This is a genomic window from Woodsholea maritima DSM 17123, assembly GCF_000382325.1.
In the GTDB taxonomy this organism is placed as follows: Bacteria; Pseudomonadota; Alphaproteobacteria; order Caulobacterales; family Maricaulaceae; genus Woodsholea; species Woodsholea maritima.
Genome location: NZ_KB908058.1, coordinates 313443 through 337666 on the forward strand (window position 1 = coordinate 313443; position 24224 = coordinate 337666).

Genomic DNA, 24224 nt, shown 5'->3' on the forward strand with positions numbered 1-24224 from the left:
GACTGGCCAGTCGTGCGTCTTATTAGATGGGGTAAGCCATAACAATCAGGAGAACCCCACCTAAAAATAAAGCGGGCAATGTCAGTTTTAAAGCTCGCATGGGACCTCCTTTCAGACTTCAAGAATAGCTGAAAAGGGGCGCGAACGGTGTGACGCTTTATATCTAAGGTTTACAGATCGAAAACGCCAACAATCGGCACGTGATCACTGGCTTTGTCCTTGGCGCGGGTGTCTTTGGCGATTGTAACCTCCTCAAGCGCATCAATCGCCTTGGGGCTACACATCAGATGGTCGATGCGGATGCCGTGATTTTTGGGCCAGGCTCCGGCCTGATAATCCCAGAAGGTATATTGGTGCGCACGCCCATCGCGCTCATCAAAGGCGCTGCGATAGCCTTGCCAGAGGAGGGCATAATAGCGCTCACGCGAGGCGGGCAGGGTCAGGGCATCGCCGTCCCATTTAGCAGGATCATGCACGTCATCATCGGTGGGGATTAGATTGTAATCACCGGCCAGAATGACGGCTTCTTCAAAGCTGAGAAGATTTTGCGCATGGGCGTTGAGCCGATCCCACCAGGCAAGCTTATACTCATATTTCGGACCTGGCGCGGGGTTGCCATTGGGCAGATAAATGGAGGCAATGCGTACCGGACCGCTGTCGGCACTGATCACCGCCTCGATATAGCGCGCTTGTCCATCCTCTTCGTCGCCAGGAAGGGCGCGATGGGCGATCTCTTCGATCGGGCGTTTAGACAGGATCGCTACGCCATTATAGCTTTTCTGGCCGACGGTCTCGACATTATAGCCCAGATCTTCGATCTCCAGACGCGGGAAGTTCTCGTCGATGCATTTAATCTCTTGAAGGCAAACCACATCGGGAGATTCTTCGCGCAGCCATTCGCAGACGTTAAGAAGACGCGCTTTGATGGAGTTCACATTCCAGGATACGACCGACAGCATGGCTTGCCTCTTTCATCATCATTTTGAGGGGCAAGATGGTCCTATTTGCAGATCAGGGGAAGGGGCGCGGGGCAGCGTTCGGGCTCATGAGAGAACACTCTGTCATCCCCGACTTGATCTGGCATCCATGCCGTGAGCTTGACGATTATTCTGATTGATCAGAACCTGGCTCACCCCGTCCGGCATGGACCCCAAATCAAGTTTGGGGTGACGCTTTCTTAGGCAAATCCTCGCTTCGCTGCGGGCGGCCTTTGGCCTTGCGGGCTGTCGCCCGACTTTTTTTAGGCAAATCCTCGCTTCGCTGCGGGCTGTCGCGCGATATGTCCTCACCTGCAAAGCGGGGGAGGTGGCCTGAAAGGCCGGAGGGGGCGTTTTCCTCTTAGCTTTTCGATAAATACTGTCATCCCCGACTTGATCGGGGATCTATGTGCTTTGCTGGCACCCTCAACAGATCCCGGATCTCATTTTCATTCGTCCGGGATGACAGTTTACGCTTTGTCATGCCAGACTTGATCTGGCATCCATGCCGTGAGCTTGACGATTATTCTGATTGATCAGAACCTGGCTCACCCCGTCCGGCATGGACCCCAAATCAAGTTTGGGGTGACGCTTTCTTAGGCATATCCTCGCTTCGCTGCGGGCGGCCTTTGGCCTTGCGGGCTGTCGCGCGATATGTCCTCCCCTGCAAAGCGGGGGAGGTGGCCTGAAAGGCCGGAGGGGGCGTTTTCCCTTAGCTTTTCGATAATTACTGTCATCCCCGACTTGATCGGGGATCCATGTGCTTTGCTGGCACCCTCAACAGATCCCGGATCTCATGATCATTCGTCCGCGATGACAACAGGGTTATGAACTCAGGTGCTAAAAGGGATCAGATCGCAAAGCTCGTCCCGCACCCACAGGCGGCTGTGGCGTTGGGATTGTGGATCTTAAACGCGGCCCCGATCAGCTCATCGACATAATCAATCTCAGAATCTTTCAAAAAGTCGATGGACATGGGGTCGATCAACACGGTTGCGCCATCGCGCTCCAACTTCAGATCGTCTGCTTGGGCGTCCTGTTCCAGATCGAACTTATAGGAAAAGCCAGAACACCCGCCCCCGATGACCGAGACCCGCAGATAGTGTGCGCCTTCCGCCTCCATAATCACTTTGATCTGACGCGCGGCAGAGGCTGATAGGCGGATATTGGCGGTGTTCAAAACCTCGGACATGATCTGGGTCTAACTCCAATGATTTGCATTCTTAGCAACACACGATAAGACACACCATATAAGGGCCCTTGGCGCGTTATGCCAGCGCGTAAGCCTTTTTGTGAGCCGTGAGGGAGGTCCAGCCATGTATACGCCGCACGCACCCTATGCCTGTGATCCGAACACCAGCCGGGGCCGCCATCACCCCCAAACCGAGAGCGCCATGCGCAGCCCCTTTCAAAGGGATCGCGACCGGATCATCCATTCCAGCGCCTTTCGCCGGTTGAAAGAAAAGACCCAGGTTTTTGTGGCCCATGAGGGCGATGATTATCGTACCCGCCTGACTCATTCGTTGGAGGTGGCGCAGATTGCCCGCACCTTGGCGCGTGCTTTGAATGTGGATGAGGATCTGGCTGAGGCGACCTCGTTGGCCCATGATCTGGGCCATCCCCCCTTTGGGCATTCAGGTGAAGATGCACTGGCCGAGATGATGAAGGGCTATGGCGGTTTTGATCATAATGCCCAGACTTTGCGCGTGATCACCAAGCTGGAAAACCGCTATCCCGAGTATGAAGGGCTGAACCTGACCTGGGAAACCGTTGAAGGCGTGGTCAAGCATAACGGCCCCTTGATGAAGAAGGGCGATGATCCGGCAAATCTGCCTTGGGGCTTTACCGCCTATGAGGGCTGGGAAGATCTGGAATTATGGAGTCATTCCTCGGTTGAGGCGCAAATCGCCGCGCTCAGCGATGATATTGCCTATAATAATCATGACATTGACGATGGCCTGAATTCAGGTCTGCTGAGCATTGAGCAATTGATGGATGTGCCCTTGGTGGGCGAAGTGTTTCATCGCTGCCGCTTGCGTCACCGCGATATTCCGCGTCAAATCCTGATCTATGAAGCAGTACGCGATATGATCGGCCTGATGGTCGGCGATGTGTTGGAAGAAAGCCGTCGGCGGCTAAGCGAATCGGGCGTCAAAAGCGCCGAAGACGTGCGCATGCTGGGCTATCCGGTGGTGGCGTTCTCCGATGATATGACGATGAGCCTCTCGGAGTTACGCCGCTTTCTTTATGCCAATATGTATTTGCAGTACAAAGTCAAGCGCATGAAAGAAAAGGGTAAGATGATCGTGCGCGAGATTTTCGCCCGTTTTGTCGAAGATCCAGGCTTGTTGCCCACGCGCTTCCAGGCGGGAACTGATGGCCCCGGCGGGCAGAAAACGGCGCGCGTGGTGTGTGATTATATCGCGGGTATGACCGATCGGTTGGCGCTGGAAGAGCATAGAAAGCTGTTTCATGTGGAAGGATGGTCATAAATCCGGTACGGGGGCTCGCGAATCACGGGCGAGCAGAGTACATATAAGACTTGGTTAATGCTGCGGACGTGGCATCCTTAATCCATTGGCGCCAGCGGTGAAGTGAAAAGCATGTCTGAGGAAGAGCCTAAATTGGGGGCCTATGCCCCCCCGGCCGAGGAATATGAAACCTTTGATGCGCGGGTGGAAGAGCGTGACCGCCCCGGTCCGTTATTGCTCTTCGCCAGCTTGGCCTTTGTCGTCTTGATGGTCGCCGTGGTTTATAGCGCCTATAAACAAGGCGTGCGCGAGGGGGGGCGCAATGCCGCGCCGCGCATCACCGCCGATGCAGAACCCTATCGCGAGCTGCCTGCCGATCCGGGCGGATATGAAACGCCGGGCCAGGATATTGAGGCCTATGAGCGCCGTCAGGGCAATGGCGGCAATTCCATCGAAAGCATTGACACCGCCAGCGTGCGTCCCGGCCCGGAAGAGCCCGTCGATACGCGCCCGTCTTTGCAAGTGGAAACCACCAGCGCCGATCAAATGGGCGCAGATGAAGCGCAGACCTCGCCTGCGCCTCAGCCCCAAGAGACGACCCGTCAGCCTGAGCCGCAACCTGTTGTGCGCCAGCCCGAACCTCAACCCACGCCAACGCCCGCTTCTCAGCCGAGCGCGCGCGAAAGCTTGCCTCAGCCCCAAGCCCCGGCCCGTACTGTACCCCAGCCCCAGCCGCGCCAAGAAACACCCCGCGAAACGCCGCCTGCAAGTGCGACGCCAGCGGCCAGCACCCCGGCCAATACGAATGGCGATTATGTCGTCCAGATCGGGGCCTTCCGTTCGACCGAAGAAGCCGATCAGGCGTGGGCGCGCTTTACTAGCCGCCATGCCAGCCTGGCGCGCGGTCATGGGCGCGATGTGATCCGTGTCGATCTGGGTGATCGCGGGATTTATCACCGCCTGCGTATCGCGGGTTTTGAGACCCGTGATGAGGCCAGCACCTATTGTACCGCCCTTAAAGGGGAGGGCCAGGATTGTCTGGTCGCGCGCCGATGAGCGTTCACAGTGTAATTTATGGCCTAGAGGGCCTGCGCCTGACCAAGGATGAAAAAGCTTTCTTCCGTGACAGCGATCCGTGGGCGTTCAATCTGTTTGCGCGTAATGTTGATAGTCCCAAGCAAGTCATGGGGCTCAATGATGAGCTGCGCGATTGTCTGGGTCGTGAGTGCTTTATCTTTATCGACCAGGAAGGTGGCCGGGTTCAACGCCTGCGCCCGCCCCATTGGCGTAAAGCCCCGCCCGCAAATGTCTTTACCGCGCTGTGGGATCGTGAACCGGAATTGGCCTTGCTGGCGGTGAAGCTCAATCACCAGCTGATTGGCGCAGAATTGCGCGGGCTTGGCATAGATGCCGATTTTGCTCCCGTGGTTGATCTTTCCATTCCGGGCGCGGATGATGTGATTGGCGATCGCGCTTACCATACTGAACCTGGGGCCATTGGCGCGATGGCCCGCGCGGCGCTGGAAGGGCTTAACGCCCAGGGCGTTGCCGGGGTGATCAAGCATATTCCCGGCCATGGCCGCGCTGATGCGGACAGCCACCATGCCCTGCCGATTGTACGCGAAGAGGCTGACCTCCTGATGGAGACAGATTTTGCCGCGTTTAAGGCCATTCATGATGCGCCGATGGCGATGACGGCCCATGTCGTTTATGCCGCCTATGATGATGAGCATCCCGCGACTGTCTCCAGCGCGGTGATCGACACCGTCATTCGCGGCGCGATTGGCTTTGATGGCCTGTTGATGAGCGATGATGTCTCGATGAAGGCGCTGGCTGGGACTTTGCAGCAGCGCGCTGAGCGTTCTTTGAGGGCGGGTTGTGATCTGGTCCTGCATTGTAATGGTCTGATGAGTGAGATGGTTGAGGTCGCCCATGGTCTGAAGGCTCTGGAGGGTAAAGCTTTAGCGCGTGCCAACGCTGCCGAAGCGACCCGAGGCCCGGCTAAAGCGCTGAATGTTGAGGCTAGTCTTGAGACCTTAGAGGGCTATTTCAAAGAGGCCGGGCTGGAGCTGGAAATCGCCTAAATGGATGATGGCTTTGAAGAGGATGTGGAGTTTAAGGCGGCCGAGGAGGCCGATGAAACGCAGGCTCTGATCCTTGATATTGACGGCTGGGAAGGCCCCTTGCACTTGCTTCTGGCGCTAGCGCGCAAGAACAAAGTGGATTTGGCGAAAATCTCGATCCTGGAACTGGCCAATCAATATTTAGGCTTCATCCATGAAGCGCGCCAATCGCGCCTGGATGTGGCGGCGGATTATTTGGTCATGGCGGCATGGCTCGCCTATCTCAAATCGCGCCTGCTCTTGCCCAAGCCGCGCCCTTTGGATGATGAGCCGGAACCGGAAGAGCTGGCCCAGGCGCTGGCGTTCAGGCTATTGCGCCTGGAGGCGATGCGCACGGCGGCCAAAAGCCTGTATCGGGGCCAAGTGCTGGGCCGCGATGTCTTCACGGCAGGAAACCCTGAAGGGGTGCGTGCCATCACCACCCCGCAGTATGAAGTCGGTCTGTTTGATCTGATGAAAGCCTATGGCGAGGCGCGCGAGCGCGAGGTTTTTGCCACCTATAGCCCGCCCAAGCCCAAGGTTTATAGCCTGGAAGAGGCGCGCGAGCGCTTCAAAGGTCTGGTGGCGAAATTGGCGCAATGGCAAAGCTTTGATACGCTGCTGCCTGAGGATAGCGTGATGCCACCGGCGTCCGTGCGTGCCAGCTCGCTCTTGGCCGCGCTGGAATTGGCCAAGGAAGGCGCGCTTCACGTGCGCCAGGAACAGACCTATGGTCCGATCTGGATGAAATCAGGAGAGTGTGTCGATGCCTGATGATGGTCATATCAAGCCCGCCGGGGATGCCAATAGCTTTGCCGCGGCAATCCGCGCGGTGAAGGCAGGCGCAGCGCGGCCCCGAAACCTTGCACCGTTTAGCGGTGATGAAGTGGGCCTTCGCCAGATTGAAGCCCTGTTATTTGCGGCGGCGGAGCCTTTGGACTTGGCGACCTTGAAGGCGCGGGTCAAAGGCGATTTCGATATTCGCGCCTTGCTGGCGCGCCTACAGGCCGATTATGCGCCGCGCGGCATTCATCTGGTGGAAGTGGGTGAGGGCTGGCGCTTTCAGACCGCGCCCGACATGGCCGAGATTTTGGAAATCGTGCGCGAGGAGCCCAAAAAACTCTCCCAAGCGGCCAGCGAGACCCTCGCCATCATCGCCTATCACCAGCCGATTACGCGCGCCGAGATTGAAGAGATCCGCGGCGTGGCTGTCTCGAAGGGGACGCTTGATATCCTGTTTGAAATGGGATGGCTGCGCTATCGCGGGCGTAAACGTACCCCGGGCAAGCCCGTGACCTATGGCACGACGGATCGGTTTTTAGAGTATTTTGGCCTGACATCGCTGAGTGACCTTCCTGGCGTTCATGATTTGCGCGCGGCGGGGCTGTTATCGGCGCGCATCCCGGCGGGCTTTTCCATGCCCGATCCCGGCGCGCCCCTTTTATCGGGCGATAATCTTGATCATGATATTGATCAGCCTGATTTCCATGTTGATTTCCTTGCCGAGGATGAACCGAACTAGGGCCTGGTAGGCTCGGGTTCTGCGCATCGTCATGACGACAATATAAAATGTCATCCCCGACTTGATCGGGGATCTATCTGCGTTCATGGCAAGCCCAATAGATCCCGGGTCTCACAAAAGTTCGCCCGGGATGACATTTTTTCTTTAAGTTTCCTCGCTTCGCTGCGGACGGACATTCGTCCTTGCGACCCTTCAGGTCGAACCTGTCATCGCCGACTTGATCTGGCATCCATGGCGTGAGCGTGCCGTATAATCTACGCGACCAGAACCTTGCTCTACCCGCACGGCATGGCCCCCAAATCAAGTTTGGGGTGACAGGTTTGTGCTTTATCCTCCCCTGCAAAGCGGGGGAGGTGGCCTGAAAGGCCGGAGGGGGCGTTTTTTTTGAGCTTTTTAGTGAGCACTGTCATCCCGGCCTTGAGCCGGGATCTATAAACCTAAATGGCAAATTCAAGAGATCCCGGATGTGCGCTGTCCGGATGTGCGCTGTGTTGTGCGCTATCGCCGATCGGCGAGTTGAGCGCTGACGCTTCTGCGGGATGGCGGGTCTTAAAAGATATCCTCGCACCGCAAAGCGCCCACCCTCACCCTCAAAAAAATGCCCAACAATGACAACAGAAGCTGTGTGGGGGAGATTGGACTTTTTGCGATTTTCCGCTACTCACTGTGAGATGTCTTGCAAGTGACGTGAAGGAGAGGGCCTATGGCACCTCATTGGACTGGGTTACTCATCGTCGGTTTACTCTTATTGGTGCTCTTTGGCGGGCGCGGTAAGATCTCGTCTTTGATGGGCGATGTCGCCAATGGCATTACGGCCTTCCGCAAGGGCCTGAAAGATGACAATGAGGCGGAAGAGGCAAAGCCTCAATCCCCGACCAATTTGCCAAAAGATGAGATCCGCGAAAGCGAAAAAACCGGGGGCTAATCGGTTATGAACCCGGGCGTTGGCGCACCGGAACTCCTGGTCATTTTAATCCTGGCGCTGGTCGTTGTGGGGCCGAAAGATCTGCCCTTGATGATGCGCAAGCTGGGACGCTATGTGGCCCAGGCCAAAGCCATGGCCCGTGAGTTTCAACGCAATTTCGAAGAGCTGGGCCGTGAGGCCGAGATGGAAGAATTACGCCGTGAGATTGAGGCCTTGAAAAAGGTCAATCCGGTGGGCGATGTCTCGCGTGAGATCAATTCGGCCGTGCGCGAAGCCAGCGATTTTCGCTCTAAGCCTGCCCCTCAAGACACTGCAGATAAGCCCCGCCCCACGACCGCTGCGCCGGTTCGTGATAATGTGGGGGATAAGCCGCATCCCCGTTTGCCCGCCAGCACTGGTGCGGATGACGCTATGCCTGATACGCGCGTATCACAGCCCGCTGAAGCTGGGATTGCGCCAGAGGCTGATCCTCAATCTTCTAAGACCTCGCAAGGACATTGACGGTGAGTGCTGCCCCTAAAGCGGACGAGGTCGAGGCCAGCCGCGCGCCTTTAATGACCCATTTGATGGAATTGCGCTCGCGCTTGGTCGTGGTCCTGTTGGCCTTGGCCGTGGGCTTTGGGATTTGCTTCTTCCTGGCCGAGCGGATCTATAATTTCCTTTTAGGGCCGTTTGAAATGGCTGCCCACCGCGTGCGCGGCGTGGATCAAGATGCGCTGGAATTACAGCTGATCTTTACCGCACCGTTGGAGTTTTTCTTCGTCAAGTTGAAGCTCGCGCTCTTTGGGGCGATCATTTTGGCCTTTCCTGTGATTGCCTATCAGGTCTGGGCCTTTGTCAGCCCCGGGCTTTATAAGAATGAGCGCCTGGCCTTTACACCTTTCCTCCTGGCGGCACCGGTGCTGTTCGTGGCGGGCATGGCCATGGTGTATTATTTCATCCTGCCTTTTGTGATGGGCTTTGCCTTGGGCCAGGAGCAATTGGGCGGGGATGGACGCGCGAGCATCCAATTGCTGACGCGGGTCTCTGAGTACCTCAATCTGGTAACGACTTTGATCCTGGCCTTTGGCATTTCTTTCCAATTGCCGGTCTTGTTGTCCCTATTGGGCAAGGCGGGGATTATTACCTCGCAGACTTTGATTCAGTTCTGGAAATTTGCTCTGGTGGGTATTGCCGCCTTTGCCGCCTTTGTTACCCCGCCCGATCCCATCTCGCAGATCTTTCTGGGTGCTGCGATGTTTGGGCTTTATGCGATCTCGATCCTGGCGGTAAAATTGGTCGAGCCTAAGGATGAAGCGGACAAGGGCGCGGACTCCGCTTCCTGATCCACCTCTGCCGTCTTTTTAGCGCACCACGCCACCTAGACGGATGAGACGCAACTGGCTATCACCGGCTTTCTAACCTTTTTTGTTCCACGCCGATCCGGGGATTATCCCATGCATGATATTCGTTTTATTCGCGAAAATCCCGATGTCTTTGATGCGGCGATGGCCAGGCGCTCTCTGGAGCCACAGGCCGCGCGCTTAATTGATCTCGACAGTGATCGGCGTTCGGCAACATCGGCCCTGCAAGAGGTTGAGACCCAACGCAATGCGATGTCTAAGCAAATCGGAGCCGCCAAAGCCAAGGGCGATGAGGGCGAGTTTGAGCGTTTGCGCGCTGAGGTTGAGCGCTTAAAAGGTGAGATGGATCGCCTGAACGCTGAAGCCGAAAAAGCCGATGAGCTGCTTAATCAGCATCTCGCCGCCCTTCCCAATATGCCGTTTGATGATGTGCCTGAGGGCGCAGATGAAGCGGATAATGAAGAAGTGCGAGGCTGGGGTGAGCCGCGCGAATTTGACTTCGCGGTCAAAGATCATGTCGATCTGGGCGAGGGCCTGGGCGGGCTGGATTTTGAGCGCGCCGCGGCAATGTCAGGCTCACGCTTTGCGGTGCTGTCTGGGCCTTTGGCCCGGTTGGAGCGCGCCCTGGCGGCCTTCATGCTGGATATTCATACCACCGAGCATGGCTTTAAAGAATATTCGCCGCCTTATCTGGTGCGGGACGAGGCCATGTTCGGCACCGGGCAATTGCCAAAATTTGCCGATGATTTATTCCGCACCACCGATGATCGCTGGTTGATCCCAACCGCTGAGGTCTCGCTAACCAATCTGGCGCGCGACACCATCCATGGCGAAGACGCCTTGCCGATGCGCATGACGGCTTACACGCCGTGTTTCCGCGCCGAGGCAGGCTCAGCCGGGCGTGATACGCGCGGTCTTATTCGCATGCACCAATTCCAGAAAGTGGAAATGGTGTGTGTGGTGAAGCCTGAAGAGTCAGAAGAGGAATTGGAGCGCATGACCCAGTGCGCGGAAGAAATTCTGCGCCGGTTGGAGCTACCGTACCGCGTCATGCTGCTATGCTCAGGGGATATGGGCTTTTCAGCGCGCAAAACCTATGACCTTGAGGTCTGGTTGCCGAGCCAGGACACCTATCGCGAGATTTCCTCTTGCTCAAACTGTGGTGACTTCCAGGCGCGCCGCATGAATGCCCGTTTCCGCCGTGAAGGCGAAAAGCGTCCCGATTTCCTTCATACCCTCAACGGGTCTGGGGTTGCGGTCGGGCGCGCCTTGCTGGCGGTTCTGGAAAATCACCAGAACGCCGATGGCTCTGTGACCATTCCTGCGGCCCTGCGTCCTTATATGGGCGGGCTCGAAGTTTTGAAGGCTTAAATCATGTTGGGCGACAATCCGCGCATCTTGTTGACGAATGACGATGGGATCCATGCTGAGGGGCTGAAAGTCCTTGAAGAGGTGGCCCGCGAATTTTCAGATGATGTCTGGATTGTCGCCCCGCATGAAGAGCAATCGGGGATGAGCCGCGCGCTCACCCTGCATACGCCGCTGCGCGTGCGTGAGTTTGGTCATCAGCGCTATTCGGTCAACGGTACGCCGACAGATTGCGTGCTGATGGCGGTGCAGGGCTTGATGGAGGATAAGGTGCCGGACCTGGTTCTCTCTGGCATCAATCACGGGCAAAACATGGCCGAAAGCGTCACTCTGTCGGGCACTGTCGCCGGGGCCGTTCAGGGCATGCAGCTGGGCATTCCTTCGGTTGCGTTTTCGCTGGCCTATGGCTTTAACCGCGATGCGAAACTGCGCTGGGATACGGCGCGCACCCTGGCACCGCGGGTCTTGCGTCACCTCCTGGAAACGCCGTGGTCGGAAAATGTCATCATGAATGTCAATTTCCCCGACCGTGATGTCGATGACGTCGCCGGGATTGAAGCCACCGTTCAGGGCCAGCGCGATGAGCATATTATTCATGCCGATAAGCGCGAGGATTTGCGCGGGGGAACCTATTACTGGCTGGGCTTTAACGGCAAGCTTTCTAACCCGCCGGTAGGCACTGATCTGCGCGCAATTTACGAAGGACGGGTTTCGGTAACGCCTTTGCAACTTGATCTGACGCATTATGACACCCGTGATCGCCTCGCCGAGGCGCTCCATGGGGACATTTTGCGCGATTAAGCGGGGTTATCATGTTTGGACACGATCCACGTGTCATTCAGCTGGTTATGCAATTGCGCCGCGCCGGGGTCAGCGATAAGGCTGTGCTGGGCGCGATGGAGCGCACGCCGCGCGATGTCTTTGTCGAGGCAGGCTTTTTAGATCAGTCCTATGATGACCGCGCCCTGCCCATCAATTGCGGCCAAACGATTTCCCAGCCGCTGGTCGTGGCCCAGATGACCCAGGCTCTGGCGCTGAATGATCGCTGTAAAGTGCTGGAGATCGGCACTGGCTCTGGCTATCAGGCTGCGGTTTTGGCGCAATTGGCCCGCCGGGTCTACTCGGTGGAGCGTTATCGCACCCTCTCGGTGCAGGCGCAAAAGCGTTTTCATCAACTCAACTTACATAATATCACCACGCGAATTGGCGATGGCATGGCCGGCTGGCCTGAACAAGCGCCCTTTGATCGAATTATCGCGACCTGCGCAGCGGCCGATCGCCCTTATGATTTGCTGGAGCAATTGCGCGAAGATGGCGGCATTGCCATCGCCCCGGTGCAAAACGGTCATATCCAGACTTTGATGCGCTATGAACGCCAAGGCGATGAGATTTTCGAAGAGGTACTCTTCGATGTACGCTTTGTGCCGATGGTGGCCGGTATCGCCAAGGCGAGCTGAGTCGCGCGCGTCTCTTCAGAAATTTTGAGTTTGGCTAACTCCCGGTTAACGCCCTGCATGCCATGTTTACCCTGATTTTCGTCCAGGGTGAGTGGGCAAAGGTGAGCACGCGCAACGTTATTCGGCTGGTTCTAGTCATAGGAACGCTGGCCCTTGCTGGATGTGCCTCGCAGCCGCGGGGTCCAGCGGGTGTGGATACGCGTGCCACATCGTCATCCTCCTCACGCACATCCTCTGAAAATTGTGGGCGCAGCTATACGGTGCGCCGGGGCGATAGCTTATCGACCATTGCTGCGCGCTGCGGTGTGGAATGGCGTGATCTGGCGCGTGAAAACAATATTCGTTCTCCGTATTCGCTCAATCCTGGCCAGACGCTCACCCTGCCAGGGCCTTCCACCTATACCGTGCGCCGGGGCGATAATCTTTACCGGATTGCGCTCAATCATGGGCTTTCCACCCAAGAGCTGGCGAGCCTCAACGGGATCTCGACCAGTTCGACGATTTATCCCGGTCAAGAATTGCGCGTGCGGGGTACGCCGCGTGCCCAGCGCACATCGCCGCCGCCGCGCCGTGTCGCGCAAACCCCACCCTCTTCGACCTATTCACCCCCGGTAACCCCGCCGCCCACAACTGGGCGCCCGCCCGCGCGGGTTGAGCCGCAAGATCCGCAATTGGGGGGAGGCGTGCCGCGCTTTACCTGGCCCGTTGAGGGCCAAGTCTTGGAAGGCTTTGGTCCCCAAAGCTCAGGCAAGAGCAATGACGGGATAAAAATAGCAGTTGAGCCCGGTGCCCCGGTACGGGTCGCTGCTGATGGCGCGGTGGTTTATGCGGGCAGCGAATTGCAAGGCTATGGCAATCTTGTGCTGGTGCGCCATTCAGGGGGCTATGTGACTGCCTATGCGCACAATTCGGTGTTGCGCGTTGGCGAAGGCGCACAAGTGCGCAGCGGCGATATTATCGCCCAGGCCGGGTCATCGGGCTCAGCCGATCGCCCGATGTTACACTTTGAAATCCGGCGCAATGTCACCCCGGTCAATCCTTTAGAGCTTTTACCGAACCGTTAAGCCTTGTTGCAATGGCTCGCGCTCCCGATATAGTCCGGGCGAACATTGTTTATAGGTCTTGATGCGCTTTATATGAGGCGATCAAGCGTGGAGGGAGAGGCGTTTATGGAAGCTGCGCTGTTACAATTTGCACCGTTCATCGCGATCGGTTTGATTTTCTATTTCATGATTATTCGCCCACAGCAGCAGCAGCGCAAACGTCATCAAGAGATGGTTGATAATTTGCGCCGCGGCGATGAAGTTGTCACCAGTTCTGGCCTCATCGGTAAAATCGTACGCGTTCAGGATCAAGAGCTGAGCCTGGAGCTGGCCGAAGGTGTACGCGTTCGCGTTTTGAAGCAGACCGTTGCTGAAGTGCGCAATCGTACTGAACCGGCGAATGATACGTCTGATAAAACAGATAAAATTGTCGAAAAGAACTAAATCCTTATGGCGCTTTTTTAAAGCGCCATAAGGATATGACTTGATCCTATTTCCGGTTTGAGGCCGAGCCTATGCTGTATTTCTCTCCCTGGAAGGTCGTGCTCATTTTGGGCGTGGTCCTGTTGGGCTTTTTCTTCTCTCTTCCTAATTTTGTTCCGGCTGAAAACCGCTATGTCGATCCGGCCAATCCCGATCAAACCAAAGGAATATGGACGATATTGCCCAGCCAAACCGTGAATTTAGGTTTGGATTTGCGCGGTGGCTCGCATCTGGTCTTTGAAGTGGATATCGAAGATGTCCGCCAAGAGCGCCTGGGCGATTTGGCTGAAGAGGCGCGGGTTGTTTTGCGCAATGACCCGCCCATCTTTACCGCGCGCCCGGCAGTTGTCGGTCAGCAGGTCGTGATTCGCGTCACCAATCCGGAAGATTTAGGGGCAGCCTATGAGCGCCTTCGCGAGCTGAATGGCCCCGTTACCGGAGCCAATGGTGGCCAGAGCCTGGACCAGCGCTTATCTATCACTCAAGATGACAGTGATCGCACCATCCGGATTGCGATCACTGAGGCGGAAATTTCCTCTATTCGTCAACGCACCGTTGAACAATCCATCGAGGTTATTCGTCGCCGGATCGATGCGACGGGAACGACGGAGCCGACCATCACCCGTCAGGATGAAGATCGTGTCCTCGTGCAGGTTCCAGGGGAAAGCGATCCACAGCGCGTGATCGACCTTGTGGGGACGACGGCGCGGATGACCTTCCACATGGTTGATCGCTCGGTTCAGGTGGGTCCCGATGGTCAGGCCCGCACCCCGCCAGATGTCATGATCTTACCCAGCGATGATGGCTATGAGAATTTTGTGGCCGTGAAGCGCCGTGCGGTTTTAAGCGGTGAGAATCTCGCCTCAGCCAGTCAGAGTTTTGACCAGAACGGTCAACCCGCTGTCGCCTTCCGTTTTGACACAACGGGCAGCCAGGTCTTTGGTGAGATTACCAGCCAAAATGTGGGTGAGCGTTTTGCCATTGTCCTCGATGGTGTTGTGATCACGGCACCACGTATTCGCAGCCCCATTCTGGGCGGCTCGGGGATTATTGAAGGCTCGTTCACGGTTCAAGAGGCCAGCGACCTTTCTACCATGCTGTCTGCCGGGGCCTTGCCTGCCAAGCTGACGCCCGTGGAGCAGCGCTCCATCACGGCCTCCATGGGCCAGGATGCGATTGAAGCTGGTGCCGAAGCGATCCTTTTGGGCTTTGCGCTGGTGATCGTGTTCATGGTCTTGGCGTATGGTTTTATGGGTGTGGTTTCAACGACCGCTCTATTGATCAACGTCTTGCTGATTTTGGGCGCACTGTCCGGTTTGCAGGCGACATTGACCCTGCCTGGGATCGCCGGGATCATTTTGACCATTGGTATGGCGGTGGACGCCAATGTGCTGATTTTTGAGCGTATACGCGAGGAAATCCGCCAGGGCCGTAAAGTCATCAATGCCATTGAGATCGGTTATAACCGCGCCTTCGCGGCTATTTTGGACGCCAACGTGACTACTTTTATTGCTGCGGCCGTCCTCTTTATGATGGGCGCAGGGCCCGTGCGCGGTTTTGCCGTGACTTTGGGCATTGGTATCGTGACTTCGGTCTTTACCGCCTTCACCTTCTCGCGCTTTGTCGTGGCGGTCTGGCTGCGCTTGCGTAAGCCTCAATCCATCGGTTTTTAAGGGAGGCTGGAGCTATGTCTTTCGCCCTCGTTCGTTTTATTCCTGTGCAATCGAATGTCCCTTTCATTAAGGGGCGCTGGATCGCCTTTATCTTTTCCGCCCTGTTGATCGTGGGCTCGCTTGGCGTGTTTTTCGCCAAAGGTCTCAATTACGGGATCGACTTTCGCGGCGGCACCATGTTGGAAGTGCGCACCGAAGGCCCTGCGGATCTGAGCGCCATTCGCACAACCATGTCCGGTTTGGGCCTGGGTGATGTTCAGGTGCAAGGCGTGGGCACGGATCGCGATTTATTCATCCGCGTGGAAAGCCTGAGCTTGGAGCAGATCCGCCAGATCGCCCCCGATCTCGTCACGGAAGATACCAGTGAAAACGGCGCTCAACAGATCGTGCGCCAATATGTTGAAACTGCGCTGGTGGAAAGTTTTCCCGGTATTGAACTACGCGGATCCAGCGTGATCAGCCCGAAAGTCTCTGATGAGCTGGTCGTCAAGGGCTCTATGGCCGTCGGCATCGCGCTTATTTTGATGTTGGTCTATATCTGGTTCCGGTTTGAGTGGCAGTATTCGGTCGGGGCCGTTCTGGCGCTGGTCCACGATGTCATTGCCACGATTGGCATGTTCTCGCTGACCGGGCTGGAGTTCAATCTTTCTACCATTGCTGCGATTTTGACCATCGTTGGCTATTCGATGAACGACACCGTTGTGGTTTATGACCGGGTGCGTGAGGAATTCCGCAAATATAAGACCTTGGAGATTTCTCAGGTTCTCAACATGTCGATCAACCTTACCTTGTCGCGCACCATTTTGACCTCTGGCACCACTTTGGTGGCGCTGGTGTCTTTGGCGATCTTTGGCGGGCACGCCCTTCAGGGGTTTGCCTTCGCGCTGATCTGGGGCATTGTGATCGGGACCTATTCGTCAATCTTCGTGGCTGCCCCGCTGTTGATGCTAACCGGCGTTAAGCGCACCAGTGAGGAAGACGAAGCGGAGGCGCGGTTTGCCGACAAGCGTTAATCCAAATGCCCGGGGCCAAGATCGCGGCGCGCAGGCCAAAATTACCCTGCCGCCCATTGATGCCTATGGTGATGGGGGCTTTCGCATTGGCGGGGTGCGTTATGATGGGCCAACTTTGATGGTCGAAGATCAGGTTGCAGCGTGGCCCGTCAACGATCTTCAAAGCCTTAGCCTGGCCGATTTCGATCGTTTCTTGCAGGCCGAAAAGAAGCCGGATTTGGTGATTTTGGGCGTTGGTCCCTCGATCGCCCATCCGCCCCAGGGCGTGCGTGAAGGCTTTTTGGCGGCCGGTATCGGTTTGGAAGTCCTCGATAGTGCGACGGCATGCCGGGTCTATAATATGCTGGCCGGTGAAGCGCGCCGCATTGGCGTCGCCTTACTGCCCGCAGACTAGGCTCACACACGATACACAAAAAAAACCCCGCAAAGCCAAGCTTTGCGGGGTTTTTTATGCGAACTCAAAAAAAAGCGCTTACGCGTTTTTCAGATTTTCAGCCGCGAAGTCCCAATTGACCAAATGCTCTAAGAACGCCCCCATATAATCCGGGCGGCGGTTTTGGTAATCGAGATAATAGGCGTGTTCCCATACATCCATGGTCAGCAGCGGGGTGACACCGGCTTCGGTCAGCGGGGTTTCCGCATTGGGGGTTTTGCGCACTTCCAACTTGGCGTCTTTCACGACCAACCAGGCCCAGCCCGAACCAAACTGGCCCGCACCTGCGGTGGTGAATTCTTCTGCAAACTTGTCGAAAGAGCCGAAATCGCGATCAATCATAGAGGCCAGCTCGCCAGAGGGCTTGCCGCCGCCATTGGGCTTCATAGAGTGCCAATAGAAAGTGTGGTTCCAGATCTGGGCGACATTGTTGAACACGGCCATGTTCTTGTCGGCCCAGGACTTGGCGATGGCCTCTTCCAGGCTGGCATCGGCCAGATCGCTACCCTCAACCAGGCCATTGGCTTTATCGACATAGGTTTTGTGGTGCTTGCCATGGTGGAAGCTCAAAGTCTCCGCAGAAATGTGCGGGGCCAGACCGTCTTGAGCATAGGGAAGGTCGGGAAGAGAAAATGCCATGAGAAGCTCCTTAAATGTAAAACCCTTGCGCTTATGCCAAGGGCGCTGCACAACGACGGCCTTTGAGGGTGGGCCGAACGCATCACCAGACACATATGGGGGCTAGACCCCATCTGTCCAGCATGTCAGACGCATAGCATGATAGATTTTGACGCGTTAGTAGAAAAAAATGATCCTGATCGCCGGATGGCGGCGCTGTTTGCGCCCGCTGAGATCCGTGCGCGTCTGATGACGCTTTATGCCTTTTATCATGAGATCGCCAAGATCCCCGATAGTGTCAGCGAGCCGGTGATCGGCGAGATGCGCCTGGCCTGGGCGCGCGATGCGATTGAGGATCTGTTTGCAAGCCCGGCAAAAGTGCGCCGTCATGATATTTATGAAGGCTTGTCTGAATTGCGCGAAGCCCCCGGTGGACCCGATAAAGACAGTCTTATCACCCTGATTGAAGCGCGCTCAGCCGATCTGGGCGAGGGGCCCTTTCCCACCCATCAAGACCGCTTGGACTATATCGACCGTACCGCCGGGATATTATTGCGCTTAAGCGCGCGCTTGTGCGCGCCGCAGGTCAATTTCAGCGGTGAAGCCTTGATGGCGCTGGCCGCGGGCGCGCGGATCTGGGGCCTGGTGGGCTTATTGCGCGCCTTCCCCAGCCTCGCCGCAGCGGGCCGGGCCCCCTATACGCGCGAAGAGATGCTGGGCGCTGAGCTGAGCGAAGTTGAAGTGCATAAGGGACTAAGCCCAGAAAAAGCCGATCTGGCCCTCAAAGGGCTGTGGCGCGATCTTGAGGACGCGCAATCCCTGTGGGCGCGCACCCGCAAATCCCTACCGGCAGAGGTCTTTCCCGCTATCGGCTATATCGCCCTCACCAAGGGCTATGCGCGCCAGATCGCGCGCGCCGATACGCCCTATAGCCTCGATCCAGAACGCCCCTTGCTAAAGCGCCAGGCCCGCTTGATCTGGGCCAGCCTCACAGGACGGATCTAGGGCAAGGCGTGTGAATATGGGCATGTGGTCGGAGCCAACATTCGGGCCGCTATGAAACCCTGTAGGGGTGAGCCCTTCGCCGATAAAGACATGATCTAAAGGTAATCCCAGGAAGGGGATCGGGCTATGCCATGTTCGCGACCAACGCGGATCGGCAACGCGCTTACCGGGTAAGTTTTTATAACTCATACTCCAGGGTGTCGTGTTGAAATCTCCCATAAGAATAAAGCGGTCTTTATCGGTGAGATGGGCGTGCAGCACGTCAATAAGCGTGCGTTGTTCCTCGGCCCAAAACGGTAGGGCAGGCGGGGCAGGGTGCGCGATGAGGAGATCAAGGCTGCAGCCGTTTAAGCCCAGACGCGCTTCAATGGGGCTGCGATGCCCACTATGGGAAAAAGCAGGGGAGTGGACTTGCTCGAAAGGGTGCTTTGAAGCCAGCATGAGCGTTGTTTCATAGTTTCGCCCAAAAATATCTATGCTTGCGGAGCGTTGGGCTTGATAAGGCTACTCATTTAATGACGCTATAGTGGCCGAGCTTAAACTTTCAGGAAATTCCGCAAAAGCAATCACATCACTCTCGCGCGTTTCGCGAAGTGCCAGAAAAGCAATGACCGCGCTTTCACTCTTTTGACTATTGAGAAAAGCTAGGCTGAGATCGGGCCTGATTGAGGGCTGCAGCGATGTGAAATCTGGAATAAGCCAAAATTTTGAGGTGATGAGTAATGCTGCGCCTAGGCTTAATCCCAGTTTTAGCGGGGCCTTGCGCCAATACAGCGCCATATATGCGAGCCATATCCCGGATATGATCATGAGATAAAATGTAAAATGCACGGCGAGACTGAAAGGCCAAGGTAGCGGGAGCCAAAGGCCCATGGCGAACAAGCCGATACCAAGAGATACATAGACTTTCATTTTATGACCTAAATCAAAATCACATTCAGCACGTGGTAATTCTTATAAATTGTCCTAAGGCGGCTTTTGTTCGGCGCTCGGTGATCTTACATGCGGGGTGTTCAGTTCCTAACTTTATACCCGATAACGCGATGAAAACTCACCGGGATTAAGATGGCTGAACAGGCCGGTTTTCATGCCCGCCAGCGTGCGCATCATCTCCACGCGCAGCCACGGCGTGTGGCACATTGGTGCGAAGGTCAGATCACGCAGCGTTGAAAGCCATGCTGTGTCCGATTGAAAGAAAGGCGTCATCCAGGCGCTGGCGATCAGATAGAACATCACATGCGCACGGCGTTGATTATTATACTGGGCGAGGGCCTGATCGAGATCAGCGACAGTATTCAGGCATGTGCTCAAGATATAGGCATCAATCAGGCCCATATTCGCGCCTTGTCCCAGCTGAGGGCTCATCGCATGGGCTGCATCGCCGATAAAGGCGAGGCGGCCTTCCACCCGGCGCTTGAGGGTTTTATGGCCATAGCGCGCCCATTGCAGATCATCATGGCTGTGGAACTGGTCCAGAAAAGGCGCGAGGTCGGGCCAGAGCGTCGTGACCTCGTCTTTCCAGACATCGAGCGGGCGCGCGCGCCATTGCGTCTGGTCTTCATTGCGCAGGCTCCAGAAGAACGCGAAATGAGGCGAAGCGGCATTGGGGAGGGTGTTGAGCGGGAGAACCCCAATCATCATGCGCGCCTGGCGATAGCGTTGGTGCAGGGTATCCTGACCCATACTCTGATCAGGGTCGCGGCACACGCCCCAGAGCGCGCCATAGGGATAGGACCGGTCATATTTGATCTGTCCATAGGTCGCGGCGAGGGCAGAATGGTGACCACTGGCATCAATCACCAGATCAAAGGTCTCGATAATCCCATGATCGCGCGCGGCGGGGATGAGAAAACGCCCATCACTGAGACGTTCAAGCGTATCAATCGTCATCCCTGTGGTCAGGTGAACGCCTAGGCTTAAGGCCTTGTCCAAAAGCGCTTGGAAAATCTGTCCGCGATGGACGCCTAAAGCAAAGCTGTTGGGATTGAGCAGGCCATAATGAAGATCAAAGATGGGACGGCCCTGCTGGGTGCGCCCTTGAAGATGGGTGATCCTCGCGCAGCTGTCTTTTAAGCGCTCATCCAGGCCCAAACGCGCCAAGACGCCCAGTCCCGTGGGTTGGATCATCAAGCCTGAACCGACGGGGCGCGCGTGTGCAAATCGCTCAAAGATATGAACGTTATGGCCCGCCTCGGCCAGGAAGCTGGCGCATGCCAACCCCGAAATCCCCGCCCCGATAATGGCGATCGTGTATGATGGCATGGCCCTCTCCCCTATCGGGCAGGTCATAACGGCTCTTAAATTGCGCGCAATTCTCTTTTGACAGAAATAAAAGAAACAGCCCTTCGTTCTTCAGGAAAGGTTGCTTTACCAGTTATTTTACTTATTGAAGATGTTCGTCAAGAAAGCGCTCCATCGCGGTAAAAACCGCAAGGCGGGTTTCATAGCTGGTTAGCCAGTGATCGCCATGTTCGATTTCAATATAGCGCACTGATTTGTCGCTATTGTCTAAGGCGCGGTTCATTCGCCGACTTTGTTCGACAGAGACCACAGAATCTTCGCCGCCATGCATCAGTAAGATAGGCGCTTGAATGGCATCCACCGCGCGCACGGGCGAGCGTTGTTGAAGAAATTGCGTTTCATCGCTGGGGGGATTAAGGCCCAGCATTTGGGTTTGCCAATAGGTGTGAGTGTCTCTGTCCTCGCCATAACGATTACGCTCAAACCGAATCATTTCTTCAAGATCACTGACCCCACTATATGAGATGGCGCATTTATAAAGATCTGGCGTGAAGGCTGCACCGGCAAGGGCGGCATAACCGCCATAGCTGGCACCAACGATACAGATGCGTTCTGGATCGGCTAGCCCGGCATCAATGACGGCCTGACGGGCATCAGTAAGGTCTTGCTGCATCAAGCCTTTACCCCATTCACCATAGCCTTCAAGAATATAGGCATTGCCATAACCGGAAGAGCCACGGAAATTGGGTTGGATCACGCCATAGCCACGGCTGGCAAAAAAATGCGCCCAATCGTCAAAACCGGAATAGTCGCGCGATTGCGGACCGCCATGGGGTAAAACAATGAACGGGTGGGGGCCTTCGCCGCTGGGAAGGGTCAGGTAGGCGGGAAGGACTTGACCATCTTGGCTTTGATAGGAGATAATGGATCTTTGAGGTAAAATTGTTGAGCCGAGCTCTGGGTAGACCCAGCCTAGCAAGCTAATTTCCCCGGTTTCGGGTTTGAACAGACCGTAATAGGGGCTAATATAATTTGTCTCACCATAGAAAATTATCGTCTTGCGATCCGGTGTCCAATCGAGAAGTGAAATGGATGAGTTTGGAATTTGAACATTCATGGCCGCTTTGATGCTGGTGTAAATCAGCTCCATATCATCATCGAACCAGATATAGTGAAGCTCACTATCCTCATAGGCCGCATACATTAACTCACCACTGAAATCACGGGTCAGGTGGAAACGTGCATCAAGTTTGTCGTGCTGAAAGATAGTCTCTATGCTTTGGTCTTGCGTATCGATCCTGAATAGGCCGGATGTATCTTCATTGCCCATGCTGCGTGTGTATACAATTAAGGAGCCATTTTCTCGATCGTAGCCAACAAGGTCTATTTGTGGAAGGTCACTCTTTTCTTCAAGTGCAACACGCCATTGATTGCCTTGGCGGATTTGAAGTTGCAAGGTGTCTTCACTTTGGTTGCGTTCTTCGCGCGCCAAAAGTTCACCTGTTGTGCTGACAATCCAATCTTCGGTGTAGGGCGATCCGCGATCCACGCGTTCAGAGCGGCCCGTGCGCGCATTGACTTTGAATAAGCCATAATTTCTTTGATCGTCAAAGGCAGGCATATACACGTCTTCGCGCTCGCGATCGATTTGGATAATCCGGCCGAGAGAGAAGTTTAGCCCGATGCGAGATGAGCCGTGGAGGAGTTGGCGGGGCGCTATTTCGCTTCGGGTCAGATCAATCGCATAGACCGCCCCGACATCTAAAACGCCATAGGCGCGATGGTGTCGGCGGGCCGTTGAAGCCTGGATCAACAGGATATCATCATTGATCCAAATTAAATTCGTGGGGCGCACCTGGCTGGCATCAATGGCGCGGCTTTCCTGTGTATTCAGTCTTTGGATTACAAGCGTTTTTTGGTCTTCTGTATTGGATATATAGGCCAATAATTGACCGCTGGGCGAGAGCGCAGGGCTATCAATGGCAGGCAAGCGAGCAAAAGCTTCAACAGGAATTTCGCTTTGCGCATAAAGTGAAGCTGAAGCACTTAAGGCAAGAACCACGCACAGGCTGACAGATTTAAACACTTTAAAAAACATCGCACTCCCCCTCGCATAAGGGGAGAGTAGTGCGACGCGCCTTCATCGTAAAGGAGAAAGCGTTGACCATGCCGCTAAATCGACCAAAGCGCGCGCGCTCATTGCGCGTTTCTTGGCATTGGTCTTTTCTTTACCCCTTAACCGTTTGCCATCGGCGTCTTTGGTCGGGCCTTCAATGTCCGGGAAGAGGCCATAATTGACATTCATCGGCTGGAAAGCGCCTTTTTTGCCGGGCACATGATTGGTCGTGACATGGGCGAGCAGCGCGCCGAGCGCCGTGGTCGCCGGTGGCGGCGCAATCGCCTCGCCCTTGGCATCGCAGGCGGCAAAGCGCCCGGTGATGAGCCCCATCGCGGCGCTTTCCACATAGCCTTCCACGCCGGTAATCTGGCCAGCAAAGCGTAAAGAGGGCCGCGCTTTGAGGCGCATCGTGCCATCCAAAACCCGCGGCGAGTTCAAGAAGGTGTTGCGGTGGATCCCGCCCAGGCGCGCAAATTGCGCCTCCTCCAGGCCAGGGATCATTTTGAAGACCTCGCCTTGAGCGCCATATTTCATCTTGGTCTGAAAGCCGACCATGTTGAACAGCGTGCCATGGGAATTATCCTGGCGCAGCTGAACCACCGCATGGGGCTTCACGCTGGGATTATGGGCATTGGTCAGGCCGCGCGGTTTCATTGGGCCAAAGCGTAGGGTTTCGCGTCCGCGCTCGGCCATCACCTCGATGGGCAGGCAGGCCTCGAAATAGGGGGTATCCTTTTCCCAGTCCTTGAATTCGGTTTTCTCGGCGTTCAACAAGGCATCAAGAAAGGCGTTATATTGCGCCTCATCCATTGGGCAGTTGATATAGGCGGCCTTGTCGGCCTCATCATCGCCCTTGTCATAGCGCGACTGCTTCCAGGCCACATCCATATTGATGCTGTCGGCATAGATGATGGGCGCGATGGCATCAAAGAAAGCGAGCTCGCCTTCACCGGTCAGGGCGTGAATGGCTTCGGCCAGCGGGGTATGGGTCAAAGGCCCGGTGGCAATGATGACATTGGACCAGTCGGCGGGGGGTAAATCCTCAAACACTTCACGACGGATTTCCACATTGGGATGGTTCGTCAACGTCTGGGTCACGGCTTGCGAGAAGGCGTCACGATCCACGGCTAGCGCGCCGCCGGCGGGTACTTGATGGCGATCGGCCATCGCCATGATGAGCGAGTTGCATCGGCGCATCTCCTCATGCAGCAGGCCCACGGCATTGGTCTCCGCATCATCGGAGCGGAAAGAGTTGGAACAGACCAGCTCGGCCAGGCCATCGGTTTTATGGGCCTCAGTGCCGCGAACGCCGCGCATTTCATGCAGAATAACCGGGACGCCAGCTTCTGCGGCCTGCCAGGCTGCTTCGCTGCCTGCCATGCCGCCACCAATAATATGGAGAGGGGTAAGATCGCTCATGCGTGCGATATA

25 protein-coding genes are annotated in these 24224 nt (G+C 56.0%); 17 read left to right on the plus strand and 8 right to left on the minus strand.

What is annotated here, in order from left to right:
• Nucleotides 1-170: 170 nt before the first annotated feature.
• Nucleotides 171-959 (minus strand): exodeoxyribonuclease III, encoded by a 789-nt coding sequence (locus H151_RS0109750; protein WP_019961479.1) that lies wholly within the window; start codon nt 957-959, stop codon nt 171-173.
• An 868-nt stretch (nt 960-1827) separates the two neighbouring features.
• A complete protein-coding gene (gene erpA, locus H151_RS0109760; RefSeq protein ID WP_019961481.1) occupies nt 1828-2169 on the minus strand; it encodes an iron-sulfur cluster insertion protein ErpA in 342 nt (113 codons plus the stop codon).
• 124 nt (nt 2170-2293) lie between these two features.
• On the opposite strand from erpA, the gene H151_RS0109765 reads away from it, so the two are divergent.
• The 16 genes from H151_RS0109765 (at nt 2294) to H151_RS0109840 (ending at nt 16771) form a co-directional block, all read left to right on the plus strand.
• The gene (locus H151_RS0109765) at nt 2294-3469 is read left to right on the plus strand and encodes a deoxyguanosinetriphosphate triphosphohydrolase (protein WP_019961482.1); all 1176 of its coding nucleotides are present in this window, start codon (nt 2294-2296) and stop codon (nt 3467-3469) included.
• A 111-nt stretch (nt 3470-3580) separates the two neighbouring features.
• Complete coding sequence (locus H151_RS0109770) at nt 3581-4504, plus strand: SPOR domain-containing protein (protein ID WP_019961483.1); 924 nt, start codon at nt 3581-3583, stop codon at nt 4502-4504.
• The gene (gene nagZ / locus H151_RS0109775; RefSeq protein ID WP_019961484.1) at nt 4501-5532 is read left to right on the plus strand and encodes a beta-N-acetylhexosaminidase; all 1032 of its coding nucleotides are present in this window, start codon (nt 4501-4503) and stop codon (nt 5530-5532) included. The genes H151_RS0109770 and nagZ overlap by 4 nt, the downstream gene beginning before the upstream one ends.
• Nucleotides 5533-6324, plus strand: coding sequence for a segregation and condensation protein A (locus tag H151_RS0109780; protein ID WP_019961485.1), 792 nt, complete (start codon nt 5533-5535; stop codon nt 6322-6324).
• Nucleotides 6317-7072 (plus strand): SMC-Scp complex subunit ScpB, encoded by a 756-nt coding sequence (scpB, locus tag H151_RS0109785; protein ID WP_019961486.1) that lies wholly within the window; start codon nt 6317-6319, stop codon nt 7070-7072. The genes H151_RS0109780 and scpB overlap by 8 nt, the downstream gene beginning before the upstream one ends.
• A gap of 703 nt (nt 7073-7775) precedes the next feature.
• Nucleotides 7776-7997 (plus strand): Sec-independent protein translocase family protein, encoded by a 222-nt coding sequence (locus H151_RS16100; protein WP_019961487.1) that lies wholly within the window; start codon nt 7776-7778, stop codon nt 7995-7997.
• A 6-nt stretch (nt 7998-8003) separates the two neighbouring features.
• A complete protein-coding gene (tatB, locus tag H151_RS17100; RefSeq protein ID WP_019961488.1) occupies nt 8004-8498 on the plus strand; it encodes a Sec-independent protein translocase protein TatB in 495 nt (164 codons plus the stop codon).
• A complete protein-coding gene (gene tatC, locus H151_RS0109800) occupies nt 8495-9322 on the plus strand; it encodes a twin-arginine translocase subunit TatC (protein WP_019961489.1) in 828 nt (275 codons plus the stop codon). Before tatB ends, tatC begins: the two co-directional genes overlap by 4 nt.
• A 111-nt stretch (nt 9323-9433) precedes the next feature.
• Entirely contained in the window at nt 9434-10711 is a 1278-nt protein-coding gene (gene serS / locus H151_RS0109805) for a serine--tRNA ligase (protein ID WP_019961490.1), read from the plus strand.
• 3 nt (nt 10712-10714) lie between these two features.
• Nucleotides 10715-11509 carry a 5'/3'-nucleotidase SurE gene (gene surE / locus H151_RS0109810; RefSeq protein WP_019961491.1) on the plus strand — a complete coding sequence of 265 codons (795 nt, stop codon included), beginning with the start codon at nt 10715-10717 and terminating at the stop codon, nt 11507-11509.
• Nucleotides 11510-11520: 11 nt separating this feature from the next.
• Nucleotides 11521-12165: a protein-L-isoaspartate(D-aspartate) O-methyltransferase gene (locus H151_RS0109815; RefSeq protein WP_019961492.1), complete on the plus strand. Its 645-nt coding sequence runs from the start codon at nt 11521-11523 to the stop codon at nt 12163-12165.
• Nucleotides 12166-12356: 191 nt separating this feature from the next.
• Nucleotides 12357-13229: a M23 family metallopeptidase gene (locus H151_RS16110; protein WP_169336734.1), complete on the plus strand. Its 873-nt coding sequence runs from the start codon at nt 12357-12359 to the stop codon at nt 13227-13229.
• Between the two features lie 105 nt (nt 13230-13334).
• Nucleotides 13335-13652 carry a preprotein translocase subunit YajC gene (yajC, locus tag H151_RS0109825; RefSeq protein WP_019961494.1) on the plus strand — a complete coding sequence of 106 codons (318 nt, stop codon included), beginning with the start codon at nt 13335-13337 and terminating at the stop codon, nt 13650-13652.
• Between the two features lie 71 nt (nt 13653-13723).
• The gene (gene secD / locus H151_RS0109830) at nt 13724-15364 is read left to right on the plus strand and encodes a protein translocase subunit SecD (protein WP_019961495.1); all 1641 of its coding nucleotides are present in this window, start codon (nt 13724-13726) and stop codon (nt 15362-15364) included.
• Between the two features lie 14 nt (nt 15365-15378).
• Nucleotides 15379-16377: a protein translocase subunit SecF gene (secF, locus tag H151_RS0109835; RefSeq protein ID WP_019961496.1), complete on the plus strand. Its 999-nt coding sequence runs from the start codon at nt 15379-15381 to the stop codon at nt 16375-16377.
• Nucleotides 16361-16771, plus strand: coding sequence for an Mth938-like domain-containing protein (locus H151_RS0109840; protein WP_019961497.1), 411 nt, complete (start codon nt 16361-16363; stop codon nt 16769-16771). The genes secF and H151_RS0109840 overlap by 17 nt, the downstream gene beginning before the upstream one ends.
• Nucleotides 16772-16849: 78 nt before the next feature.
• On the opposite strand, the gene H151_RS0109845 is transcribed toward H151_RS0109840, so the two are convergent.
• Nucleotides 16850-17449, minus strand: a complete 600-nt coding sequence (locus tag H151_RS0109845; protein ID WP_019961498.1) for a superoxide dismutase — start codon at nt 17447-17449, stop codon at nt 16850-16852.
• A gap of 138 nt (nt 17450-17587) precedes the next feature.
• Here H151_RS0109845 and H151_RS0109850 point away from each other — a divergent pair, with 138 nt between their 5' ends.
• Nucleotides 17588-18433, plus strand: coding sequence for a squalene/phytoene synthase family protein (locus H151_RS0109850; protein ID WP_019961499.1), 846 nt, complete (start codon nt 17588-17590; stop codon nt 18431-18433).
• Here H151_RS0109850 and H151_RS0109855 read toward each other — a convergent pair.
• The 5 genes from H151_RS0109855 to trmFO all read right to left on the minus strand — a co-directional run bounded on the left by H151_RS0109855 (nt 18383) and on the right by trmFO (nt 24212).
• Nucleotides 18383-18910, minus strand: a complete 528-nt coding sequence (locus H151_RS0109855; RefSeq protein ID WP_324602832.1) for an endonuclease/exonuclease/phosphatase family protein — start codon at nt 18908-18910, stop codon at nt 18383-18385. The two genes, H151_RS0109850 and H151_RS0109855, sit on opposite strands and share 51 nt — an antisense overlap.
• Nucleotides 18911-18937: 27 nt before the next feature.
• Entirely contained in the window at nt 18938-19345 is a 408-nt protein-coding gene (locus tag H151_RS0109860; protein ID WP_019961501.1) for a hypothetical protein, read from the minus strand.
• 114 nt (nt 19346-19459) lie between these two features.
• A complete protein-coding gene (locus H151_RS0109865) occupies nt 19460-20695 on the minus strand; it encodes an FAD-dependent oxidoreductase (RefSeq protein WP_019961502.1) in 1236 nt (411 codons plus the stop codon).
• Nucleotides 20696-20816: 121 nt separating this feature from the next.
• Nucleotides 20817-22772: a S9 family peptidase gene (locus H151_RS0109870; protein ID WP_019961503.1), complete on the minus strand. Its 1956-nt coding sequence runs from the start codon at nt 22770-22772 to the stop codon at nt 20817-20819.
• 42 nt (nt 22773-22814) lie between these two features.
• Nucleotides 22815-24212: a methylenetetrahydrofolate--tRNA-(uracil(54)-C(5))-methyltransferase (FADH(2)-oxidizing) TrmFO gene (gene trmFO, locus H151_RS0109875; RefSeq protein WP_040759343.1), complete on the minus strand. Its 1398-nt coding sequence runs from the start codon at nt 24210-24212 to the stop codon at nt 22815-22817.
• Nucleotides 24213-24224: the final 12 nt, after the last annotated feature.